Genomic DNA, 22709 nt, shown 5'->3' with positions numbered 1-22709 from the left:
TTCGTTCTCCTGGAAAAGACTCCTTATTTAGTAACAGGCAGGTTAATATTCCTATGCCAAGAGTAAATTTATATCAGCTTCCGAAATCGATATCGCATAAAGAGCAAAAATTTTCTTTATAACTTCTTTGTGATTTTTAGTTAAATCTGAAAGGCCCCAGGTGTTGTAAGTATTAAATATTCTCACCGAATTGCTAAACAGTTCAATATTGCTTCTAAAGTATCTTTCTTTTTTTAGAGTGAAATCGAGATTGCTTTGTGCGGAGTTTTTCCTGCGAGATAGAAGAACAAGATTACCCATTCTATTTATCCATTTTTCTCTCTCATTAGTGTCAAAATCAATAGACCATTGACTTGATGGACTAGGATTTTGCGGAAGAATATGTTCAATACTTACGGTTTCAGGAGGTGAGAATTTAGTGTTATGCCCATGAAAAGCAAGATCTAATTTGAGAAGTAAGTAACGAGCATATCGACGACCATATACACTTCCTGACAATACCCTCTTTAGATCATCTACTTGAACATTAAAAACATTTGAGGTCATTATCACCTCTGGATCATCAACATCATCAATGAACTTGATGATAGAGTTCATATTTTCGATACGCATTGTTGGTGACAAACCAATAATCCAATCGGCAGAAAATTTCCTATCAAGAAGCTTGATAAAATGAATTAAATTGTGGTTCTTGAATTTGTCATAGTAGCGTAATAAAGGAGCGATCCAGTAATCTGCTTCCAAACCAAATTTCATCAGAGAAATCTGATTGCCCAGTTCAAAATTCTGGTTTTCACTGTCCTCAAATAAGGCGCAGTAGTAATCATAGTAAAGCTCAACAAATTTAAAGGTATCCTCGCCCTTCTCCAGCAATGGTGGTTTTGGTATATATTGCTTAGTACTCTTATTGAAATCTTTTGGATTATAAATGTTATCTTCATACTCTTTTAGGAGATTGTATCCTGCTTTCTGCTTGACCAAGATAGTCCGTATATGAGACAGGAAATTATCAAAATCTTCAGCAAAGTATCTCTCTATACTTTCCCATGTCCGTGCATAACTTGCCCTTTTAATAACGTAAATTTTAGAAAGGTTTTCTGCTTTTAAAATGTCACTGTTGCGGAGCTTAATCCCGCGATTATTCATTACTGTGAATAAGTGAAAAGCATCTTCAAGTTCTTCGGTTGCTACGTATATCAGTAAAACATTAGAGCGAAAAAACGGAAAGAATTGATCTATAGAATTTCCGTTCTTGAAAGCGTCTTTTGTAAAGAATTCTTGAATAACTAAGATTGCATTAGCTATATTTTTGATAGAAATATCTTTATCGGATTTTTCTAAAATCTCCTTCAACTCATCTGTTTTGCTTGTACCACCGTCAAGTTTGACATATTTATCAACAAATTTTCGAACATCATCGCGGATGTCAAAAACAATCCGGCTTCTTTCAGGGATGTTATCGTAATGATTGGCTTTTCGATGTATCGCATCTTGACAAATTTTCTTAAGATCTGAATTGCTATCCGGAGTTAAGTCTCGAACAACAGCAGTAATTAGGAACAGCGTTGTAAGCCGCTGCTGCCCATCGAGAAGATCATATTCTTCATATTGGGTGCTTCCGTCCTGTTCGTTGCTTTTCTTAAGCACCATTGACCCAAGAAAATACTGTGAATTAGGATTAGATTTTTGCGCTTGACATACATCATCTAGGAGTTCATTAACTTGATCCGAACCCCAGATATAAGGTCTTTGATACTCTGGAATGCGATACCATTTTTGAAAGACATCTTTGATGAAGAGCTTATCGCTCTCAATTCTTGTCTGTGGCATTTTGCTTTTCCTTTTCTCTGTAAAATCGAGCGTATTAGTGGCAGCTAATTTCAGCAGTACCTTCAATAAGATTTCTGTTGCATAAGCTTACGGACTGTAGATTCAGCCAGTTCCAAACCATCATTCCCCTTAGCTAAATTCGACTAACAGCTATTTTGCCTTTGCTTCCAGGTTTTCCAGGCGGCTTCTCAACTCCTGGTTTGCTTGTTTCAATTGATCCAATTCTTCGCGGAGTTGCTTCACGGCTTTGTCGGAACCAACGTTTTTCTGAACGCGCTGGACGGCTTCTTCGGCGATGCGACGCACGCGACCGTCGGGAGTTTGGTCTGCAAGAGCTTGCAAGATACCGATCGCCCGTGCGGTTTCCATCTGTCCCAGTGCAATCACAACGGCTACTTGCGTCAGGAAGAAGGTTTCGCGCGACAGTTCTCGAAGGCGATCGAGAATGCGTTCCAGGTTACTGTTCGCTTGTCCAGTAGAAATAGCACCGAGGGCACGAATGGCGGCGAGGCGCAGCGCTTGGGGTACACCGGGAGCCGTGTATTCTAGGATGAGGTTCAGGGCATCTTCGGAGGTTTTCATTTGGCTGAGGGCACCGATCGCGCCCGATCTCACCACTTCATTCCAGCCCTGCCGCTCCTTCAGCACCGACTTGAGCACCTTCATCACCTTCTCTTCTCTTGACTCACCCAGGCTGGAGGTGACAATGCTGCCCAATCCACGAATAGCCGCCGCTTCCACGTAATAGCTGGCATCGCCCGCTTCGGCAATGGACTTCAGCGCTTTATAACTTTCGCGGGTCTTGATGGTTGCCAGAACTTCAACAGTGGCTCGTCGCACCCGTGCATCGGAGTCTTTCAATCCGGCCGTTAAGCCGTCAAAGGCCTGATCGAGCTTAATCGTGGCAAGATTTCTAGCGATTTCAACGCGCACACCCCAGAAGGGTTCAGCTTTCAGTGCGTTCGTGAGCGCCTTTACAGTCTCCAAGCCGCCTTTCTTTGCCAGCATTTCAGCCGCCACAATGCGCGACAGCGGATCGGGATCAGCCTGTAGCTGCACTTTGAGTTCTGGTAGCGGATATTCCAGCACCACCGTTTTGAGAATATGGCTGCTCACGTCAAAGCTCACAAAATCCGGCTTTTTCTCCAGCGGGAAGTAGAAGGCTTGCTCGCGCTCGTGAATGCGGACGGGGAAAGTTTTGAGTTTTGAGTTTTGAGTTTCGAGTTTCGAGCCATTGTTAGTTTCTGACTCCTGACTCCTGACTCCTGACTCCTCTCCTACATACCCAAACCCGATCGGCACTTTCAAATCAAACAACTCCGCCTGCGTCTGCGTAACGGTCACTTTAGCGAGGTTGCTGTCGTTATCCCAGGAGTAGGCGACTTTGTAATCGGGGTGCCCGCCGCGATAGACGTACTGATCGAAGAGGAAGAGCAGGTTGCGTCCACTGGCTTTTTCGATCGCCCTCAGCAAATCAACGGTTTCCACCGTCTTGTGGGCATTGTCGTTAACAAACGTTGCAACTGCTTTCCAGAAAAGGGCATCGCCCAACTCGGCGCGAATCATGTGATAGACGCAGGCACCTTTTTCGTAAAGATGGCGATCGTAGAGTTCGATCGCTTCTCGGTAAACATGGGTGACGATGGGACGACGATAGCGAGAACTGTCTTCATCCAGGTAATTCCGGGCTTCACCAAGACGGTAATAGGCGGCATCTTCAGCACCGTATTCGTGGTCCGTCCACATGATTTCGGAGTAGGATGCCATGCCTTCTTTTAACCAGGCGTGCGACCAGTGCTTAATGACGACCAGATCGCCAAACCATTGATGGGCAAGTTCATGAGCCACTAAGCTTTCGGTACCCCGGTTGTCGATCGCAGCGCGTTCATCCAGCAGGCAGCGATCGGTCAGCAGCGTTGTCGAAGTATTTTCCATCCCACCAAAGATGAAGTCATCGACACAAACCTGCGCGTATTTAGGATAGGGATAGGTGTAGCCGTACTTTTCGCTAAAAAACTCAATCATGCGGGGCGTTTTGCCCATGCTGATCCGTGCTTCTTTTTCTTTGCCTTTCTCGGCGTAGTAAGTGACGGGCTTACCCTTCCACTCATCCCGTAGCTCAGCAAAATCTCCCACTGCCAGCGTCATCAGGTAGGTAGGATGCACCTGCTTTTGGTGCCAGTGATAGATTTTGTCGTCACCATCCGCCTCGGTGTTAACTAACTCACCATTGGAAATCGCCATGAGTTGCTTCGGCACGCGCACCCGAATTTCGGAGGTTGCCAGTTGTCCGGGATAGTCGAAGCAGGGAAACCAGAAGCGAGAGTCTTCGTCTTCGCCCTGAGTCCATACCTGGACGGGTTTATCGGGATAATGCTTGTCGGGCGCGATGAAGTAGAGGCCGCGTTGGGGGTTGTTAACGCGATAGGCGATCGTCAGCTCAATCGGTTCTCCGGCTCTTGTCGTCGGCTCTAGCTGGATGTGCAGCAGTTCTCCATCGTAGTCAAAGCGTTGTTTTGTCTCGCCTACGTAAACCGAGTCGATCTGTAAATTCACCGCATCTAACGTCAGACGATCGATGCCGTCGCGCACAGGATTTAATCGAATCGTACAGGTGCCGTGATAGCGCTGATTCGGAATATCCAGATCGAGATCCAGAAAAATATGCTCCACCTGTCCGGGACGATCGGGGTTGTAGTGAGGTTTCGCACCGGGCAGTTCAAAGGACTTGTGACCATTCGTATCAGGGTCAAAATAAACCTGTGGCATAAATTGGACGCTCTGTTGCTTAGAAAATTAACGGTGGAAATAAACGATCATCTCGCAGATTCAGCATTGCTTTCTTCTCAGCCTAGCGTGGATGCCTTCGATCGGCTGTCTCCATCATCCACTGCTGTCAATGGCATCATCAGCAACCGCCTCAAACGATGCAGACTACTGAGATAATAATCCTATTCCACCCATTCTTTTGCTAAATCGTACTCATGACGGCTACAAGTTTTGCACCCAATCTTGCGTCCCACCTCATCAACGGTCTCTTAGCAGTCAAGCCGCTGGCAGCTTTGGCAAAGCACCAGGCACGTCAGATGATGATTAAGCGGGCAGAATTGATCGGGGTCTACTGGCTAAAAGAAGTAGAGGCATTGCGATCGCGCGCCTGGGACAACGATTTAGCGCAGGTACAAAACCCAGATCTGTTCTATCCGGAGTACTATGTCACCTCGTTTCATGCCTACGAAGAAGGCAATTTGGGTTGGGAACCCGCGCTGGAGGTAGAAGTTGCGGCTCATGCCGTCCACGCTCGCATTTGGCAAGACGCTGGAGCGCAGGGCGATGCGTGGTTGCGTCAGAGCTATCACGATGTCTTAAAGGCTCAACTGCCTGTAGCGCCCAACGACATTTTGGACATTGGCTGTAGCGTGGGGATGAGTACGTTTGCGCTGCAAGAAACGTTTCCAACCGCGCAGATGACAGGACTGGATTTGTCGCCGTATTTTTTGGCAGTAGCGAAGTACCGGGGGGAAGGTAGAAGGCAGGAGGCAGAGGGAGCAGGGGGATCAGGAGTCAGGAATCAGGAGTCAGGGGAAGTAAGGGAAGCAGGGAGAGACGGAAATTTAACTCAAAACTCAAAACTCAAAACTCATAACTCTTCTCCTCACCCCTTACCCACCTGGCTACACGCAGCGGCTGAGTCTACGGGCTTACCGGATGCGTCGTTTAATCTGGTGTCGGCGTGTTTAGTGTTTCATGAGTTGCCGCAGAGTGCTGCGATCGCCATCCTCCAAGAAGCGCGTCGTTTGCTGCGTCCAGATGGGCACCTGACCATTATGGATATGAACCCCAGGTCTGAGATCTACTCCAAAATGCCGCCTTATGTGAAGACGCTGCTGAAAAGTACGGAACCCTATCTGGATGAGTATTTTTCGCTAGATCTGGAGGGCGCGATCGCCGCTGCTGGTTTCGCTCAACCAACTGTGACGTGCAATAGTCCACGCCATCGGACGATCGTCGCTCAAGTAAAGTAATTGGCGATTTTCGACACATCCTAACGTTTAGTGGTGCCCACCTACTTACCGCAGGAGTTGCCGCACTAAAAGCTACCTTAAATCGTCTATGTTACGCTTGGAAGTGGCTTTAGTACTCCAAAAAACGACGTGGCCCAAACTGTCAATCAACTCAAGCTTTACGATCGCGACTTTGTAGCCTGGTGTGAAGACACGGTTGCCAAGCTAAGAGCGCATGACATTGAGGGGTTGGATTTTGACAGTCTGATTGAGGAGATTGAAGGCTTGGCAGGCAGAGACAAGCGAGAAGTTGTGAGCAGATTAGATGTGCTATTGGTGCATTTGCTTAAGCGAATCTACGTTGCCAGTCCCTATGACTATAGAGGTTGGGAAAATACGATCGCGGAACAACGTCGGGAGTTAAACACTTTATTGAAACAATCTCCTAGTTTGAAGCATTATTTTGTTGAAGTGTTTGATGACGGTTGGCAGTATGCATTGAAGCGAGTCAGAAAAGATTATCCAGACGTTAAATTTCCTGAGAAGTGGCAGTTTAGCCGTGAGATTGAGGCACTTCTGGATCAGGAGTTTTGGTTGGCGGCTGAGGATTTAGAATAGGCGATCGCACAGCGACGTTGGACGTTGTTTCACCCAGCTTGCAAGCTTACCAAAACTCGATCGGCTGTTTCTTCCTTACAGCTATCAAGTAATTGATTCCATGTGCCTTACCAAACTGTCCAATCTTCCCATTTTTCGTTGAAGATCGAGGTGCTGGGGAATGCGGTTGGATTACCGTTTTGGTTCAGGCGCTTTTGCAGTTTTTGTAGCTTGGGTGTGGTGCCGGATAAATCATCAACTAACTGATAGGGATAAATGCCTTCGGACAGTACGAAGTCGGCTGTGGTGCCAGCCGCCGCGCCTACTGACCACTCAAAGGAATGAACGCGATAATCGGCGGCAACAATGAAGCTGGTAGCGATACTTTTGCTGGCAACGAGGAGATTGTCGAGTTTTTGCGGAATCATCGATCGCAATGGAATCTGCCCCGGATAGGACTGCCCATGCGCTTGCCGTACACCCGGACGCTCAATATTGCCAGGTTTTTCGGGTGGGGAGTCTTGCATACAGGGATGGAAGTCGATCGCGTACTGAGAAATACCAACCGAATCGGGATAGATGGTAGAGCGAGTGCGAGGAGTGACGTTCTCCGGTGGAATGTCGTTCACAATGACTTTTCCTGTTTCCAGTCCAGCCAGGGCAATGTAGAGCGATCGATAGAGCGATGCAGGCAACTTGCGGTAATACTCCTGCCGATAGTCTGCACGCGAGACATCAATCTCATTCACGCTGAAACCGTTGGGGTAGCCAGTAGATGTTCGCCCGATCAACCGTCGCCCTTCGCGCATGTAGGGATATTTGGACAAGCCGTGCGCGGTGCCCATTGGCGTATTGAAACCAGTAAGTAGGCGATGGTTGGGTGCAGGTTTCTTAAAGCCGGGGCCAAGTTGCGAATCGGTCGTACCTTCAACTAGCCAGTAGTAGAAGCCCAATGCTAACTCCTCGGCTTTACGGAGAGCATCAGGTCGTAAACCGCCCATCCAGCTTCCAGAGGCGAGTTGTCCCATTTGTTGCAACTGATCACGGCTGTAGACCAAATTATCCGCTGCGGTACCCGGACGGTAATCGTTGCCCCACACCCAGTTCTGCATGGAAATATCGCCAGGAGACGGGGCTGTGACGGTCAACGGGCCTGCTTTGATGCGCGCTCCCGGTCTAGGACTCCAGATGCGACGGTAGGTGAACACAAAGTTGAAGTCGGCTTTGCGGTAATCGGCATCATAACCGTAGTACGGCTCGTATTGCTCATAAAAGGGTGGCTTTTGCTGGGGCTGATCACCATCCATCTGCTCCATTGCAAAGGTATAGGTGAAACCTTGCAAACAGTAAGGATCGCCTGTTTCTGTGGGCGAAGACGGATTCAGATAGGTACGAGGATCAAGCCCAATCCGATACGGCACATCTGCTAGCGCGATTAGTTCGCCTGTTTCTGTGGCATCGACGACGATCCAGCGCTGTTTCAAGGGCACCAAGCGAATGACTTGCTTGGTCAGACGCGAGGAATTTTCGTAGCGATACGCATCTTCGATCGTCCTTGACAACGGTTCTGTATTCAGAGGTGGCGTACCGATTGCAGGACTGTGGTGAATGGCGATCGCCGCTTGAATCAGCTTGCCATCCGTGCCTACAACCAGATCTTTGACGACGGTAGAGGGAAACCATTGCAGAGTGCCCTTCCCTTTCTTTGCCGCCTCTTGCAGCATCGTCATCAAAATCTGCTCGGCATCGTTTGGCAAAAAGCACGACACGCTGACCCAACATTGACCAGGGTTGAGTTTGCCATACTTTTGCTCAATCCGCTGACGTAGTTCGTTGTAGCCCCGTGCGTAGAAGAGAAGTGCCCGCTGCTTTTTCGCCTCATCCAGCGCAGAGGTACCTTGTGACGTGAGTTGTCCCCCAACCCAATCGGTAATTTCCGTCAGGCAAACAGTACGCCCAGCTTGCAATGCTTCGTAAGCCGTTGCTACGCCAGCAAGGCCGCCGCCTGCAACTAAAAGATCACAATTGACCGTGCGATCGATCGATCGAGGTAGGTTTATCGGCACTACAAGGTCGCTTTGAACGATCGGGCCTTGAGCCAAAGGACTTTGAGCAGGCGCACGAAACGCCCAACTTACCATGCTTACAATCAAAAAAGCGACAACAGTAAGCTTGATAGAACTGCGCCAGCGAACACGTTTAACCATGCAAGTTGAGGAATGCGACTGAAGGTAAGACTCTCAACTCTGGACTATAGCTCACTTCTCAATTGAGGGATCGAACTAAACGAGCGATCAACAATGCTGATAGCTTAGTTACTCCAAAGATGCCTTACCTATCTACTCAGGAACACCTGCTGGCGCATCATGTTCCCGATAGTTGGCATCAACCCAACAGCGCGGCAGGCTCTCTCCCGATGGAAAAATCAACGTCTCTTTCGCGATCGGCTCTTTATCCTGCTCCTCTTCTCCTGACTGCACACGCCCAGAAATCTTATCTTTTGCAGGATTAACCAAATCAACAATTTCAACCACTTCAATCAGTGACCCTGTGCGCTTGTCTTGTAGCAACATCAACGTTTCCTCAATGCGATCGGTGGACAGTCATCATTTCGTTTGTAAGGGCATTTCATGTAACCTCTTTACAAACATCCCATCCTTGAACACATCTCATTAAAGGTGAGCACGCAGATTTTTACGCCATCCCGCGGGAAGAGACCGCTGGAGAATAGTGCAGTCATTCTGAATGAGAAGGTGATCTTAGTGGTCAGCGGTCAGCGTAGAAGTTTTGAGTTCTGAGTTTTGAGTTTTGAGTTAAATTGCCGTCTTCCCCCGCTTCCCCGTCTTCCTCCGCACCCCAACTCCCAACTCCCGACTCCCTTCTTCTATCTTTTACCTTTTGCCTTTTACCTTCTGCCTTTTGCCTTCAACGTCCTTTCTCCGCCAACCAGTAACCTACTGCAATGCCCAAGAAGCTGGCGGCTAAGTCTGTGGCATCGAGTGTGCGATTGGGTGAGAACGATTGGAGCAGTTCCTCTATCACTGTTCCGATCGCAAAGAGAATGGGAAACAGCGGTACTGCGATCGCTCGCATGACCAGCCGACGATACGCAAACACTCGATGTCCTAAATAAACGGCAACACCATAAAGAACGACATGTCCAATTTTGTCGTAGTACGGAATCTGGCTAAATTGTGGCGGCAGATTGCCAGTATAGGCGAGCAGCAGAATGATGAGAAAGGCCGTGGTGTAGAGAACTGCTAAGAGTTGCCACCCGAAACGTTTTGCTGCGGTCGGTTGCCCTTTCATCAGGTTGCTCCTCTAAGTTGTCTTTGCCATCACTACCCGTTTGGCACGATCGCTTTCGTAAGCTTCATCCAGGCTTGACGCAACCTTTAGTGACTTTCAGAGGCAACACACGGCATGCTTGAGGAGTCAGGAGTCAGAATGTATACTGCTCCTGGCTTCCGATTCCATGCTGAGGATGAACTAGAACAATCGCCAGAATCAAAATACTGATGGGCAGGGTTGTGCCTTCTGCCTTTTACTTTACTTACCGAAGCGATCGCACCGAAGATGGATCGCGCAGTGCAGTTGAGCGGGCATCTTTGCCTAGCGCGCGATCGATTGCAAGGAGCAGTAACCCAATGACCAGAAAGCCGATCGCCATAAAAAAGCTGTTGAGTAACGTCTGCGGGTAGCCCAGCTTTGCCACATCAATAAAGGGATAGGGATAAAACCCAAAAATAGCACCCCAAAACAAGGCCCAGCCTAGAAACGCCAGGGGAAACACTAACCATCGCACGGCATCGTTCCAGCGCAGGTAGCCTTTGGGTGTGAAGAATAACCATTCAATGAGATACAACCCAGGCAGCACGTAATGCAGTGCGACATCGGCTAGCCACGACAGCCCGGTGGGGGTCCAAATGTGTCTGAGGATGAGAACGTAAACAAGACTTGTGATAAAGATGTAGACTCCTACGCCAGTTTTCACTTTGGGATGAGCAAAGAAGCCGTCTGCGTAGCGCTGTACCCCTACCGTTGTAAACACTATGGCAACCAGAATATTGCTGAGAATGGTGAAGTAATCAAAAAACTTCATCACGCCCACGATGCCAGGTAAGCCCTTTTCCAGGTTGATCACGATCAGCAGATAAAGCTGTAGTGCCAAGGCGCTCCAACCTAAGATCGCGCTCAAAATCCTAAACAACTGACGGCTATTCATTACGTCTCCCCACTACCTATTCCCTGAGTTCTTTTTAACGTGGTTGAATGGGCACCTCTGGAGCCACTAATGCACGCCACACTGGAAGCTTCCTCCTTAAAAACGCTTTCGACTATATTTTTTACCGTCCGGGAAATAATAGCTTAGATAGCGAGAGCTATTCTGACCTTTGCCAGGGCAAGTGCCTCTCGTTCGCTGACTTTGGCCCCAGAACCAAAGAGTCCTTTCCCTGCCGCGTTTGCTACAGCTTCAGCACAGGTGTAAATGAATGCCTTATACTCGCCAATTTCTTCCGGTGTGGCTTTGCCGTGTAAGGAGTCAAGCGCCGTATTGATGGCTGCGATCGCCTGATCGACTAAAACACCTGCTTTGACATCTTCAGGCTTCACGGAGGGCGGTTCAAGTACAACCGCGCCACTGCGTAATGCTGCTTCTGAAAACACGGCTTGAATAATTGAATTTTGGGGATATTTTTGAGCCGCTCTCACAATGGCTCTAGACAATGCTGCTAGTTCGATCGCGGTTGACACAAGGCCCAGATCTGATGTAGCAATCGCAAAACCAGCCATTAGAGGCGCTTGGGCAACCGTTGCTTGCTCTTGTGAGGTGTAGCTTGTGATCATTCTTTGTAGCAACAATACGCTGTCGCTCACTATAGGTAAGAAAGATAAGGAATCTATAAGTGCACGTTAATAAATGCAGCATCGCCGACTGGACTGCCTGCATCTAGTGTTCTGAAACAGAATGATGCAACATGCTTGAGCGCTACTCAGTCCTCAGCACTCAGTCCACCGCAAAGCGGAAGCAAGCTACAGCACTCAGCACTCTTGCAACCGACATTGCAGAACTTTTGATGCGCTGTACTAGTGCTCTGTTCAGTGCCACCACGATCGACATTAATGGTGCAACGGTCAATTTGGGGACTGGTGAGACTGCCGAAGCATTACAGGCTGTGCTAGATGGAAAATGGGGTATAGCCGCAATCGATCGCTTGTGAAACCACTAACCTTCTTAGTTTTTCTATCTTCTACCCCAACTGCCAATTTACAATGCCCTTACGACACGGCCTCTTTAGGCCGAAAATCGCTTGGGCAGCCTGGTTGCCGCTTCGCTTCTAGATACTCCGCCATGATTTCGTGATAACGATCGCGGCCAAAGGTGTGGTAGTGACCGGGATAGACAGTTTCGATCGGCAATTTTTGCAACCGCTCATAGGTCGCAATATAGGTGGGAATGTCGCTTCCCGGCAATTGGTCGAGTAAATCGCCATCGTAAATGACATCGCCAGAGAAGAGTTCCTTGCTTTTGGCATCGTAGAGCGCAATGCAGCCGGGTGAATGTCCTGGCAGGTGCAACACTTCAAAGGCGCGATCGCCCAGATCCAGCACGTCGCCTTCCTGCAAGAGCTGTGTCGGTTCAGCACTGTTGAGTTTATATTGCATGGCTGTAAAGCCTGCGTAGGGCAACTGCTCGAAGTGCTCATCCAGCACAAAGCCCAGTTCATGGGAGCACACAGCCGCATGGTTATCGCCCGATCGCAAAGCGTCTGCTTCAGCGAGATGGATTGCTCTATGGTCAAATTCGTGCAGTCCGCCTGCATGGTCAAAGTGGATGTGAGAGGCGATCGCCAGCAGGGGTTTATCAAGCAACGAGGCAAGATGCTGTCGCAAACTCGCTACGCCCAGGCCAGTATCAATCAATAAATCCTGCTTTTGTCCTTTAATCAGCCACAGGTTTGCACGATTCCATTCCCAATAGTGCTTTTCACCAATGCAGTAGAGTCCCGAATGGATTTGGCGTGTGGCGAACCAGCGATCGCAGACAGGTTTAGTGTTCAACACGGTTGATAGAGGCGAAAGATATAGACCTTATAGCAAATTTCCCAGACCTCGGAGATTTTGAAAACCTCTGAAGTTTAAAGCCATTACGTCATAATACGGTCAGAGTAAAAGGTCTTATCTTATGGTCTTTGAATCGCTTGCAGGTGGATTGGTCAAAGCCGCATTGCCGAAGGTGGCAGGCGCGATCGCCACAGCAATCAAACACAAGTTGCATCCGACTGAATTGGAAAGATCGCTAAAAGTCGGTTTGCAGCAGTCGGAAGCCTTGGAGCGAGGGCAGAAGGTCAATAACGCGGTGTTCTATCACTGCACCGATAAGGATGCCGATACGTTTCTAGCGACGCTGCTTGAACATCCAGAAACGCAGCGCGAATTGCAGAAACCACTAGAGCAGGACGGTGCGCCCGATGTTGCGATTCTGGTGCAGACTGCAAAGCAAATTGCGATCGATCGCGCATTTACCATTCCAGATGAATCTTTAGAACCCTGGCTCAAAGCCTTTGCAAATGCTTACTTTGATGCCATTACCGCGATTCGGTTTCAGGTGGCAAAAGACGATTACCTGACCCAATTAGCCAACTGGTTTGATGATGTGAAGTTTGCAGGCGTTGCCGTGCCAGGACAGGATGTGGAACGAGCCGAACGCTTGGCGCAGATCTTTGTGATGCCGGATGTGGAGGAGGATGGGGAACGGCGATCGCGGGTGGCGTTTGAGCGATCGTGGTTTGAGGAGCAGGGTGAGCAGGGGCGGCAGGGGGAGCTTTTGCAGGAACAGCGAATGAGAGCACAGTTGGAACGATCAGGGCGTAAGTTTTCAGCATGGCAACTGCTGAACCAGCCTCAGAAGAAGATCGTTCTCTTAGGCGCACCGGGGTCGGGTAAAACAACGCTGATGAGTTTCTTTGCGGTGGAGTTGGCAGAACGGCAAGGGGCGATCGCACCTACAAGCGATGTCGCCACACAAGGAATGGATCGCGATCCAACTCAAACGCATCCGGATACAGAAGGATTGCGACTCGATCCAACTCAAAGCGATCGCCTTACACAAGGAATGGATCGTGATCGACCTCAAATGCAACGCGATCCAACTCGAATGGTTCTGGGTACAGAAGGATTGCGTCTCGATCCATTAGCATTGCAGACGGATGCAGACGCATTGCTGCTGCCAATCTTGATTCGCATTCGGGATTGGGCACGAACGCCGGATGTCACCATCCCTGAGTATGCGCGGCAGTTTGCGGAAACTACGATGTCTTGCAAACCTTTGCCGAAGGGCTTCTTTGAGCACTGGCTGAACAATGGTCGGGCGCTCATTCTCCTCGACGGGTTAGACGAAGTGGCAGAAGAAGCGAAGCGCTACCATCTCGTGCAGTGCATCGAAAACTTTTTGGGACAGTATCCGCTCAATCGCGCCATCATTACCTCGCGTCCAGCAGGGTACAAGCGTGACTTTTTCCGCACCGAGGAGTTTCCGCACTACGAGTTGCAGCCGTTTGATGATGGGAAAATTGAGGAGTTTTGCGATCGGTGGTATCGGAGTCGGATACAGGACACCGCAGAAGCGCAGCGACGCAAAGAGAGTTTGCAAAAAGCCTTGAAGCAGCAGGATCGCATCAAATTATTGGCGCGTAATCCCTTGCTGCTGACCATCATTGCCCTGATTCATCGCTATCAGGCACGATTGCCCCGCGAACGCTACAAACTCTACGACAAAGCGGTAGAAACGCTGCTCACCGCCTGGGATGACAACAAGGAACTGAGCAATCAGACGGTGCTCAAATACCTGCAACTGGACGACCTGCGACGGTTGATGGAAAGCCTCGCCTACTGGATTCACACGCAGGGCAACACGGGCGATCGCGAAGGCGGCACCCTCATCGACAAAGACGAACTCATCCAAAAACTCTGCCAGGAAATCAAAACGCTTAAACAACTCCAGCACTACGAAGCGAAAGCAGAAGCCGAACGGTTTGTGAGGTTCATCCGCGATCGCACCGGACTCCTCAACGAACAGGGACAGGACTGCTACGCCTTCGTCCACAAAACCTTTCAGGAATACCTCACCGCGCAAGACATCAACTACCAGGCAGACAACGAAGACGACTTCGAGATTGTCTTAACGCACATCGCGCAACACCTCCACGACCCCCACTGGCGCGAAGTGCTGCTCCTCCTCATCGCCCAACAAAGCCCCAAAAAAGCCGCGAGAGCGATCCGCAAAGTCCTCACTGCCAACAGTCCCTATGAACAATGGCTGCATCGTGATTTACTGTTTGCAGGTCGCTGTTTAACTGAAGATCCAAAAGGATTAAAAGGCGCTGATCCAACTTTGTCGCTAGAGATTTTAGAGAGATTAATTGAGTTGGGAGTGAGTGAGACCCCAGAGCTTACGGACAAAATTCGTTCTCAAATAAACTATGTCCCTCGTCATTTGGAAGAAACTGAATTTGAGGCTGAAGCACTTAAGCTTCTTAACAATCGAAAGGATCGTATAAGCCGATGGCTTTTTTTAGAATATCAAGCTGATTTAGGAGAGCGAGAAGCGACAATCAAGGCATTGCTTCTACATCTTCAAAATCCAGAAGCTTTGGATCGTTCTAAAGCAGCTATGACTTTAAGTAGTCTTGGTAATGCATCTGAAGAGATACTAAATGCGCTACTGAAAAGGCTGCGCCAGGATCAAGTATCAAATGTTCGAGCTAGTGCGGCAGAAGCTCTGGGTAAGCTAGGTTATGCTTCTGAACCAGTCATCACTGAATTACTATCTCGACTGCAAGATCCATATTCGGATGTTCGATCTCGTGCAGCGGAAGCTTTAGGTAAGCTAGGCAAATCATCTGAATCGACAGTTGTTGGACTCTGCTCCCTTTTACAAGATCGAGCTATGGCTGTTCGAGCTCGTGCAGCAGAAGCTTTAGGCAAGCTAGGTAATTCTTGTAAGGAAGTTGTTATTGCGTTATTGGCACAAGTTCAAGCTCCAGACCAATTAGTGCGTTCTAGTGCTGCATCTGCATTAGCTAGTTTAGGAGATTCTACTGGAGCAATTAGAAGCAACTTGCTGACTCAACTGCAATCTCCAGATTCTTATATACGCTACTTGCATGCAATTGCGTTAGGTGGGTTAGGTGATTCATCCGAAGAAGTTATAGACAGTTTACTAACATTACTAAACGATCAGGAGGCGATGGTGCGTTCTACAGCGGCAGGGGCATTGGGTCGATTGAATACCCAATTGAATAATCTTTCTGATAAATCAAAGATCATACAAGAATTGGAAATTTTGCTCGAAGATCCTGTTTCAATTGTTCGTTCTACAACTTTAAGAACACTGAGTAAGCTAGAGGTTAAATCGGAAATTATTACGTCAAAAGCAGTTGCGTTGATTCAAGATGCAGATGTTATGGCACGTTTAGATGCTGCTTATACACTTGGTAGCTTTGGAGAGACAAGTGAAGAAGTAATTAATGGCTTGTTGTTACTACTTCAGGATTCAGACTCTAGAGTTTGTTATGGTGCTCTAGAGTCATTAGGTAAGCTAGAGCATATATCTGAACTTGTAGTAAATAATTTGTTGTGCTTACTCCAAGCGCCAGATTCATCGATACGTTCTCGAACACGATCTGTCTTGGTAAAGTTAAGCAAAAAGGCTGATTGGATTGAGCCCGCGATCGTTCAGTGGATTGAGCAGCATCAGGATGAGGAGTGTGTGGGAGCAGGGATTGATGCGCTGTGGGAGATTGTTGAAGGGGAGGGATGAGGGATGAAGGATGAAAGGAAGAAAACCAGCAATTTGTAGAGAGTTAGGAGATAGAAGCGATGAAAGGGTACGTAAAAGATAAGAGCATTGTCTTGATTGATTCATTACCTGAGGAGATTCAGGAAGGTGATGAAGTTGAGGTCGTTGTCACGCTAGTTGCCAAGCGGAAATATCCCTTTCCCACCTTTAAGTTGGGGGTTAAAGAAAACTATCTAAATCGAGACAACATTTATGAGTCCGATTAGAATTTTCTTCGATACCAACGTTTTAGTCTATGCTCACGATCAAACGTCAGTTCATCATTCTGACTCTGCATCACTGCTAGAAGCAGCCTTTCAGCAAAGCATTCAAGGTATCATTGCTGAACAAAACATCGTTGAACTGTATCGAGTTTTGACTAACCCCGCTGCCATGACTGGCAGCCCTTTAACGCCATCTGAGGCAAGCCCTTAATCACCGAGACGTATCTCAGCGGTAACTTTGAAATCCTGTTTCCAACTACTTCATCGATCGCTACAACCCTGGAATTGGCTGTTGCTCGAACGATCACCTCTGCCAAAATTTTTGATTTGCGGCTGGCTGCATTAGCGTCTGAAGCCGCGATCGATTACTTTGCAACCTACAACATTCGAGACTTTCGAGGAATCTCAGGCTTGCCTCTAATGCTTCCCCAGGATATTTTGGCAGTCATTCAGCCTTAAGTTAAGAAGGAGACAAAAGGATAAATACACCATCAGAGATTGATGAGCTGTGAGAGATTGTTAAGGGGGTGTAGTGTGTGGGGTGTAGGGGAAAGGCTAAAGGATGAAGGATAAAATGGTGGGATTAGCATTGAGGGACCAAAAACGATCGGACAACCACTCCAGGTCGCGTAAACTCAGGAAATGATGCGCTGTGGGAAATGTGGAGGGAGAGGGATGAAAGAGATTCGCTATAGCAAAGATGTCGATGCTTTACTGATTGAGCTGTCAGATGCGCCCATAGCGTATGCCGAAGACGACGGGCAGTGATCCTGCATTACTCTGATGATGAAACGCTCGTCCTCATCGAGCTTTTAGCTGTCACTCAATTATTAAGTACATAAAGCCTGACGCAGGGTACCCATTGGATACCCTGCATCTGCATCATTAGCTTGCTAACGTTGAGGCGTAGCGCTGTTCAATCCAGGCACGCATCTCTGCTTCAGATACATGGGTGAGCGATCGACCCGTGACCGGATCATGCGCATGCCACCAGAGACGGCCTTCTGCATCGCAGGTGTACCAAACGTGTGGCTCCACATCTGCAACCAGACGCTGCACAATAAACTGGGACACTTGCTCGACCCATTGCATGATGGATGTAGGAGTGCGATCGCTCGGCGCAACTTGCCTGGATTGCGTTTCCCACGCTTGATGACCAAACCGATTCCCCAACCACTGTAATGCTAGTTTCATCTTGAAACCTCCGTTGTTGATAATTCTGTTGATGACAATTCCGTTGGTGGTAACACAGCCAATGACAGGACCGACGCTTCATCAGGGCTTGTCCTTCCTAACCGTTGGGCTATCACGGCTTGACCTTGACTCAGCACCATTGCGATGAGAACGAGTCCGGCTCCAAGAAACCCGCGTGCTCCAAAGTGCTCTCCCAGAAGCCAGAACGAGAAGATGGCTGCAAAGACGGGTTCGAGCGTATAGAGCAGCGCTGTTTCATGCGCTGAAACCCACCGCTGCGCGATCGCTTGTGTAATCGTGGTCATCGCCGTAACTACTAACCCCAGGTACAGGAGTGGTCCCCAATGAGAGGCGATCGCCTCCCATTCCATTACCATTGCAGGGGCTGCCCAGATGGTACTAACGCCAGCAACCAATACCAGTTGCACGGCTGACAAGGCCAACGGTGGATGACGCAGCGTAGCGGCTTCTAGCAACAGGATGTAAACGGCATAGCTCAAAGCACCACCCATGACCCAAAGATCGCCCAGGCTGAGTCCACCTCCTTCCCAGGACATGATCCCAATGCCTGCGATCGCCAGTCCCGCCGCAGAGATTGTCGTTCTTTCGAGCCAGCGACCCAGAAATAGCCCCAGTAAAGGCACTAAAATGACGTTCGAGCTCAGCACAAATGCGGCCCGACCCGCTGCGATCGTTTCAACGCCGATCGCGAGGGTAATGTAGGATGCTAGATAAGCAATTCCCAACAACGCACCATCACGTAAAAGTCGAGCGTTCATGCGTTGCAGCCAGGGCACAAAGACTAGCGCGGCCAGCAGAAAGCGAACGGCAGTCAGTACCATCGGTGAAAGGCTAACCACTGTTTCTTTAACGACCGGAAACGTCGTGCCCCAAATTAGGGTCGTTGCTACGAGCAGCAAGATGCCTCTGGTATGAAGAATGTTTGAATTTGTATTAGACATAACAGAAAGCAGCTTTGAACTGTCACTATTTGCTGGACTGTGCTTACTCTAATGGATTCGCTTTACATCAATCAAAAGACGGCTTTTATCACGTCCATGAACAAAATCGATGGAAATCTGAAGGATCTCTGTTTATGAATGCGAACCGTCAAGGTCAGATTAAATTGTCACAATTGCGTGCCCTGATTGCAGTGGCAGAGCGCGGTAATTTCGGTGAAGCGGCATTGCAGTTGGGGCTTTCACAGTCAGCCGTAAGCCACGCGATCGCCACGTTAGAAGAAATGCTCGGCGTAGTGCTGATTTCGCGGGGTCGTCATGGCGCGTCGCTCACGCCTGTGGGCGATCGGGTGCTTACCTATGCCCAGCAAATGATGCAGTCGCTAGATGGCATGCTCAAGGAAGCAAATGTGGCAAAAGGGTTGCAGGGTGGACAGGTGCGGATTGCCTCTTTTCGCAGTGTGGCGACCCACATCTTACCAGAGGCGATCGCGCAGTTCCGGCAGCGGTTTCCAGATATCACGGTACGTCTCACCGATCATGAAGACCTGCCCGAAGTTGAGCAAACGTTGCGCGAAGGACGCGCCGATATCGGCTTTACCTATTTGCCGACGAATGAAGATTTTGAAGTTTGGGAATTATTGCAAGATGAATTTGTGGCCTTATTTCCACCGACTTTTCAGCCCAAACAAACGCGCCTTACGTGGGAAGAACTCGCGCACCATCCCATGATTATGCCGCCTGAAACGGATGCCACGATGCTGCAATTTCACACCCATTGCCTTAAATATGGTTGCACGTTGAATATTGCTTATCGGGTGAATACTGATTCGACGATCGTCAGCATGGTGGCTCGCGGATTAGGTGCAGCCGTGCTCCCTCGCTTAGCGGCTGAACCAGTTCCCACGGGTGTGCAAATTCTTAGTTTGCCTGTACCTATCTACCGAGTGATTGGGGTTGCCGTGCTGGCCGATGCGCTACAAGTCCCCGCAGTCTATGCTTTTTTAGATATCTTGAAATGTAAGGATCTCTTGCCATCAAAGTCGATCGGATGAGCAAACGTGTGAAGTGTGCAAAAAGTTTTCATCGTGCCAACGGACTTCTGTTTTGTAAAGCTGAGTCAATCGTTTGCTCGATTCTTTTCAATCTCGTTTCTACCCGCTTTGCGCTGGCAATCCAGAAGAGAATAGTTTTCTTGGTTGAGTTATTAAAGGTTTGAAAATTTTGATTAGCAATGTCACTCGCTTCTAACGCTTGCTTTAAATCAGACGGGATGATTAAGGCTTCAATATCATCTAACGTTACCCAGGAGCCATCCTGCTTAGCAATGTTGATCTTTTGAAGACCTACATCATTCATTAATCCGGTTTGAGTGAGTTCTTCAATATATTGTTTATTTAATTTTGACCATACGCTGCCCAGTTTACGGGGCGTAAAAATCTGCTTATAACGCTCTTCATCGAGCGACTTGACTTTACTGTCAATCCAGCCAAAACATAATGCTTCTTTGACGGCTTCGCTGTATTGAACACTCGGTTTATCACTTTTCACTTTGTAATAAACCAGCCATACGCCAAGCGATGTGACATGATTTTGGATTAACCATTCGCGCCATGCTTGACGATCGCTAGCATAAACGGTTTCAAGCTGGTCTTCAAACTTTTCCATCACAGAACATTGCACAAAGCCGACTGCTAAAACGTTAACAGATCGAGGACGGGCAACGTCTTCAGTGAGGATGAAAGCAATGTGTCAAATCGCTTACGCGCTCTGGCGATGCAATCCTCGGTGTACGTAAGATTGAGCTAACAGGTGAAGAAAATCTCTTCAATCACGGCTTTAAGTGATCGCTCAACTTATGGTTCGTCTTCAGGTTCGGCTAACAGATCATCGCGCAAATCTTCGGGACGATCGAGCATTTCGGGTGCAACCGCAGGATTTTCAATAATTTCTCTAGGGGTGCCCGTGTAGCCACCCTTAGAAACTAGCTCTAGCGGGTCAAACAGCCCTTCTTCCTTAAGCTTTTCGGCTTGCGTCTCATGTGGTGGAGTCTTTTCCGTGGGGTCGCTCATCGTTGAATACTTGTAAAACATAGTATCAAGCTTAGAGTGACCCGCTTCAGCCAGTGACTACCGCAAGGACGAACTCGACCTTGATAAAAACTCTACTTTTGAAGCAGGCTCTTTTGAAACAGATCAGTCTGAAATCGACCCTTTTGAGATAAATTACTCATCTGCATCAGCCTTTTCTGGCTTCAGGAGTGGGAAGGCGATCGCATCGCGGATACTGGCGCAATCGGTCAGCAGCATCACCAGGCGATCGATCCCAATCCCTAAACCGCCTGTGGGAGGCATCCCGTATTCCAGCGCTGTGATGAAGTCTTCGTCCACGCCGTGCGCTTCCAGATCGCCAGCGGCTTTGCGTTCAGCCTGGGCTTCCAAGCGATCGCGCTGTTCCACTGGATCGGTCAACTCTGAGAAGCTGTTGGCAGTTTCGCGCCCAACGGCAAACAGCTCAAACCGTTCCACTAATCCGGGTTGGGAACGGTGAGGCTTGGCTAAAGGCGAAATTTCTACGGGGTAATCCATCACGAAGGTGGGTTGAATCAGCGTGGTCTCCACTTTTTGCTCAAAGGCCTCGTTGAGCAGCTTGCTGATCGACGTAGCATCATCAATTTCTGTGATGCCTGCCTTTATTGCTGCTGCTTTCGCCTTTTCAAGAGTAGTGAACTGGCTGAAGTCAAGACCTGTTTTCTCTTTGACTGCTTCATTCATCGTCACTCTACGCCAAGGTGGAGATAGGTCGATCGCCGTGCCCTGATAGGTAATTTGTAGCGTTCCCAGGACTTCCTGCGCGGCATAGACGATGATCGCTTCGGTCAACGCCATCATGTCGTGATAGTCCGCGTAGGCTTGATAAATTTCGATCGTGGTGAATTCGGGGTTGTGTCGGGTCGAAACGCCTTCATTACGAAAGATCCGCCCCAGTTCAAACACCTTTTCAAACCCGCCCACAATCAGCCGTTTCAGGTGAAGCTCTGTGGCAATCCGCAGAAAGAGCGGCATTTCCAGCGTGTTGTGATAGGTCGTGAAGGGACGCGCATCGGCTCCTCCGGCTTCCGTTTGCAGCACGGGCGTTTCGATTTCGATAAAGCCTTGCTGATCCAAATAGCGACGAATGGCTGCTGTGATGAGCGCTCGACGACGAAACGTTTCGCGCACATCAGGGTTCACGATTAAATCCACATAGCGCTGGCGGTAGCGCTTCGCCACATCGGTTAAACCATGCCATTTGTCCGGCAAGGGCAGGAGAGATTTAGTCAGCATGGCGTATTCGCTGACGTAGACCGACAGTTCGCCCTTTTCGGTGCGCTTGATGGTGCCTTTTGCGCCAAGGATATCCCCCACATCAGTCAATTGCTTTAATTGATTGAAAGCATCGGGCGTATCTGGCATTCCTGCCTCAATGCGGGCTTTTTCAAGGTAAAGCTGAATGGTGCCCGTTTCGTCCTGCACATTGAAGAAGGCGAGTTTGCCAAACACCCGACGCGCCAGAATGCGTCCCGCGATCGCCACCTCAACCTGCACTTCTTCACCGCTAGGTAAGTCGGCGTATTTCGACTGCAAATCAGCCGTATGGTGCGTCATCTCCCACCGATAAGCGTAGGGATTTTGTCCTGCCTGTTTCAGTTGCCCTACCTTCTCCAGCCGAGTTGCACGAATTTCTTCCAGGCTTGATTTACTTTGTTCGTTCGGTTGAGAGCGATCGGAGGACATAGAACTTCTTTGAGAAAGGATGCAGCATGAAGACGATGGTACTAATCGTACCTACCACGCCAATGGCAAACTCAATTATAGGAAGGAATTGCCGCGACCATCACAGTGGTTAGCGCGATCGCGAAAAAGATTGTTTGTGAAAGTCGGGGTTAGGGAGCAGCGGTCAGCGGTCAGCATGGGAACTTAAAGCTGAAAGCTAAATCAGAATCATCTTCACAAATCAAAATTGCTTCGGTTCTGCGTTAGAGCCTTCAAAGCCAGTTATTCTCGGCGATCGAGCGCCA

22 protein-coding genes are annotated in these 22709 nt (G+C 48.8%); 9 read left to right on the top strand and 13 right to left on the bottom strand.

The genetic code is table 11. The features are described 5' to 3' along the window. Window positions 1-51 precede the first annotated feature (51 nt). Together AC5JLP_RS02340 and AC5JLP_RS02335 are read right to left on the bottom strand one after the other, a co-directional pair. Window positions 52-1896, bottom strand: coding sequence for a DUF262 domain-containing protein (locus AC5JLP_RS02340; RefSeq protein WP_496066288.1), 1845 nt, complete (start codon window positions 1894-1896; stop codon window positions 52-54). A gap of 84 nt (window positions 1897-1980) precedes the next feature. Further along, on the bottom strand, window positions 1981-4599 hold the full coding sequence (locus AC5JLP_RS02335; RefSeq protein WP_496066287.1) for a M1 family aminopeptidase: 2619 nt from the start codon (window positions 4597-4599) through the stop codon (window positions 1981-1983). 215 nt (window positions 4600-4814) lie between these two features. On the opposite strand from AC5JLP_RS02335, the gene AC5JLP_RS02330 reads away from it, so the two are divergent. Beyond that, complete coding sequence (locus AC5JLP_RS02330) at window positions 4815-5855, top strand: class I SAM-dependent methyltransferase (RefSeq protein WP_496066286.1); 1041 nt, start codon at window positions 4815-4817, stop codon at window positions 5853-5855. A 129-nt stretch (window positions 5856-5984) separates the two neighbouring features. Beyond that, window positions 5985-6452 carry a DUF29 domain-containing protein gene (locus tag AC5JLP_RS02325; protein ID WP_496066285.1) on the top strand — a complete coding sequence of 156 codons (468 nt, stop codon included), beginning with the start codon at window positions 5985-5987 and terminating at the stop codon, window positions 6450-6452. A 107-nt stretch (window positions 6453-6559) separates the two neighbouring features. Here the strand turns inward: AC5JLP_RS02325 and AC5JLP_RS02320 are convergent, their stop codons facing one another. From AC5JLP_RS02320 to AC5JLP_RS02300, 5 genes are all read right to left on the bottom strand, one after another. Next, the gene (locus AC5JLP_RS02320) at window positions 6560-8638 is read right to left on the bottom strand and encodes an FAD-dependent oxidoreductase (protein ID WP_496066284.1); all 2079 of its coding nucleotides are present in this window, start codon (window positions 8636-8638) and stop codon (window positions 6560-6562) included. Window positions 8639-8770: 132 nt separating this feature from the next. Then, on the bottom strand, window positions 8771-9004 hold the full coding sequence (locus tag AC5JLP_RS02315) for an acetyltransferase (RefSeq protein WP_496066283.1): 234 nt from the start codon (window positions 9002-9004) through the stop codon (window positions 8771-8773). A 352-nt stretch (window positions 9005-9356) separates the two neighbouring features. Beyond that, window positions 9357-9740 (bottom strand): VanZ family protein, encoded by a 384-nt coding sequence (locus AC5JLP_RS02310; RefSeq protein WP_496066282.1) that lies wholly within the window; start codon window positions 9738-9740, stop codon window positions 9357-9359. 244 nt (window positions 9741-9984) lie between these two features. Beyond that, entirely contained in the window at window positions 9985-10656 is a 672-nt protein-coding gene (locus tag AC5JLP_RS02305) for a Pr6Pr family membrane protein (RefSeq protein WP_496066281.1), read from the bottom strand. 143 nt (window positions 10657-10799) lie between these two features. After that, window positions 10800-11279 carry a hypothetical protein gene (locus AC5JLP_RS02300; protein ID WP_496066280.1) on the bottom strand — a complete coding sequence of 160 codons (480 nt, stop codon included), beginning with the start codon at window positions 11277-11279 and terminating at the stop codon, window positions 10800-10802. Window positions 11280-11410: 131 nt separating this feature from the next. On the opposite strand from AC5JLP_RS02300, the gene AC5JLP_RS02295 reads away from it, so the two are divergent. After that, window positions 11411-11653 (top strand): hypothetical protein, encoded by a 243-nt coding sequence (locus tag AC5JLP_RS02295; protein ID WP_496066279.1) that lies wholly within the window; start codon window positions 11411-11413, stop codon window positions 11651-11653. Between the two features lie 58 nt (window positions 11654-11711). Here AC5JLP_RS02295 and AC5JLP_RS02290 read toward each other — a convergent pair whose 3' ends face one another. Continuing rightward, the gene (locus tag AC5JLP_RS02290) at window positions 11712-12497 is read right to left on the bottom strand and encodes an MBL fold metallo-hydrolase (RefSeq protein ID WP_496066278.1); all 786 of its coding nucleotides are present in this window, start codon (window positions 12495-12497) and stop codon (window positions 11712-11714) included. Between the two features lie 121 nt (window positions 12498-12618). Between AC5JLP_RS02290 and AC5JLP_RS02285 the strand changes: the two genes are divergently transcribed. From AC5JLP_RS02285 to AC5JLP_RS02265, 5 genes are all read left to right on the top strand, one after another. After that, a complete protein-coding gene (locus AC5JLP_RS02285; protein ID WP_496066277.1) occupies window positions 12619-16254 on the top strand; it encodes an NACHT domain-containing protein in 3636 nt (1211 codons plus the stop codon). A gap of 59 nt (window positions 16255-16313) precedes the next feature. After that, window positions 16314-16499 carry a hypothetical protein gene (locus AC5JLP_RS02280; RefSeq protein WP_496066276.1) on the top strand — a complete coding sequence of 62 codons (186 nt, stop codon included), beginning with the start codon at window positions 16314-16316 and terminating at the stop codon, window positions 16497-16499. Beyond that, window positions 16486-16707, top strand: a complete 222-nt coding sequence (locus AC5JLP_RS02275) for a type II toxin-antitoxin system VapC family toxin (protein ID WP_496066275.1) — start codon at window positions 16486-16488, stop codon at window positions 16705-16707. Before AC5JLP_RS02280 ends, AC5JLP_RS02275 begins: the two co-directional genes overlap by 14 nt. A gap of 74 nt (window positions 16708-16781) precedes the next feature. Continuing rightward, entirely contained in the window at window positions 16782-16955 is a 174-nt protein-coding gene (locus tag AC5JLP_RS02270) for a hypothetical protein (protein WP_496066274.1), read from the top strand. Between the two features lie 216 nt (window positions 16956-17171). Beyond that, window positions 17172-17264 carry a DUF2283 domain-containing protein gene (locus AC5JLP_RS02265; RefSeq protein WP_496066273.1) on the top strand — a complete coding sequence of 31 codons (93 nt, stop codon included), beginning with the start codon at window positions 17172-17174 and terminating at the stop codon, window positions 17262-17264. Window positions 17265-17381: 117 nt separating this feature from the next. Here AC5JLP_RS02265 and AC5JLP_RS02260 read toward each other — a convergent pair whose 3' ends face one another. Together AC5JLP_RS02260 and AC5JLP_RS02255 are read right to left on the bottom strand one after the other, a co-directional pair. Next, window positions 17382-17690, bottom strand: coding sequence for a hypothetical protein (locus AC5JLP_RS02260; protein ID WP_496066272.1), 309 nt, complete (start codon window positions 17688-17690; stop codon window positions 17382-17384). Further along, the gene (locus AC5JLP_RS02255) at window positions 17687-18652 is read right to left on the bottom strand and encodes a DMT family transporter (RefSeq protein ID WP_496066271.1); all 966 of its coding nucleotides are present in this window, start codon (window positions 18650-18652) and stop codon (window positions 17687-17689) included. Before AC5JLP_RS02255 ends, AC5JLP_RS02260 begins: the two co-directional genes overlap by 4 nt. Before the next feature lie 134 nt (window positions 18653-18786). Here AC5JLP_RS02255 and AC5JLP_RS02250 point away from each other — a divergent pair, with 134 nt between their 5' ends. Beyond that, entirely contained in the window at window positions 18787-19704 is a 918-nt protein-coding gene (locus AC5JLP_RS02250) for a LysR family transcriptional regulator (protein ID WP_496066270.1), read from the top strand. Between the two features lie 28 nt (window positions 19705-19732). On the opposite strand, the gene AC5JLP_RS02245 is transcribed toward AC5JLP_RS02250, so the two are convergent. The 3 genes from AC5JLP_RS02245 to lysS form a co-directional block, all read right to left on the bottom strand. After that, complete coding sequence (locus AC5JLP_RS02245) at window positions 19733-20317, bottom strand: YdeI/OmpD-associated family protein (protein WP_496066269.1); 585 nt, start codon at window positions 20315-20317, stop codon at window positions 19733-19735. 188 nt (window positions 20318-20505) lie between these two features. Then, on the bottom strand, window positions 20506-20721 hold the full coding sequence (locus AC5JLP_RS02240; protein ID WP_496066268.1) for a hypothetical protein: 216 nt from the start codon (window positions 20719-20721) through the stop codon (window positions 20506-20508). Window positions 20722-20874: 153 nt separating this feature from the next. Next, complete coding sequence (lysS, locus tag AC5JLP_RS02235) at window positions 20875-22425, bottom strand: lysine--tRNA ligase (RefSeq protein ID WP_496066267.1); 1551 nt, start codon at window positions 22423-22425, stop codon at window positions 20875-20877. Between the last annotated feature and the right edge of the window lie 284 nt (window positions 22426-22709).

This window comes from Stenomitos rutilans, assembly GCF_059505485.1.
This window is presented reverse-complemented; position numbering and strand designations above follow the sequence as displayed.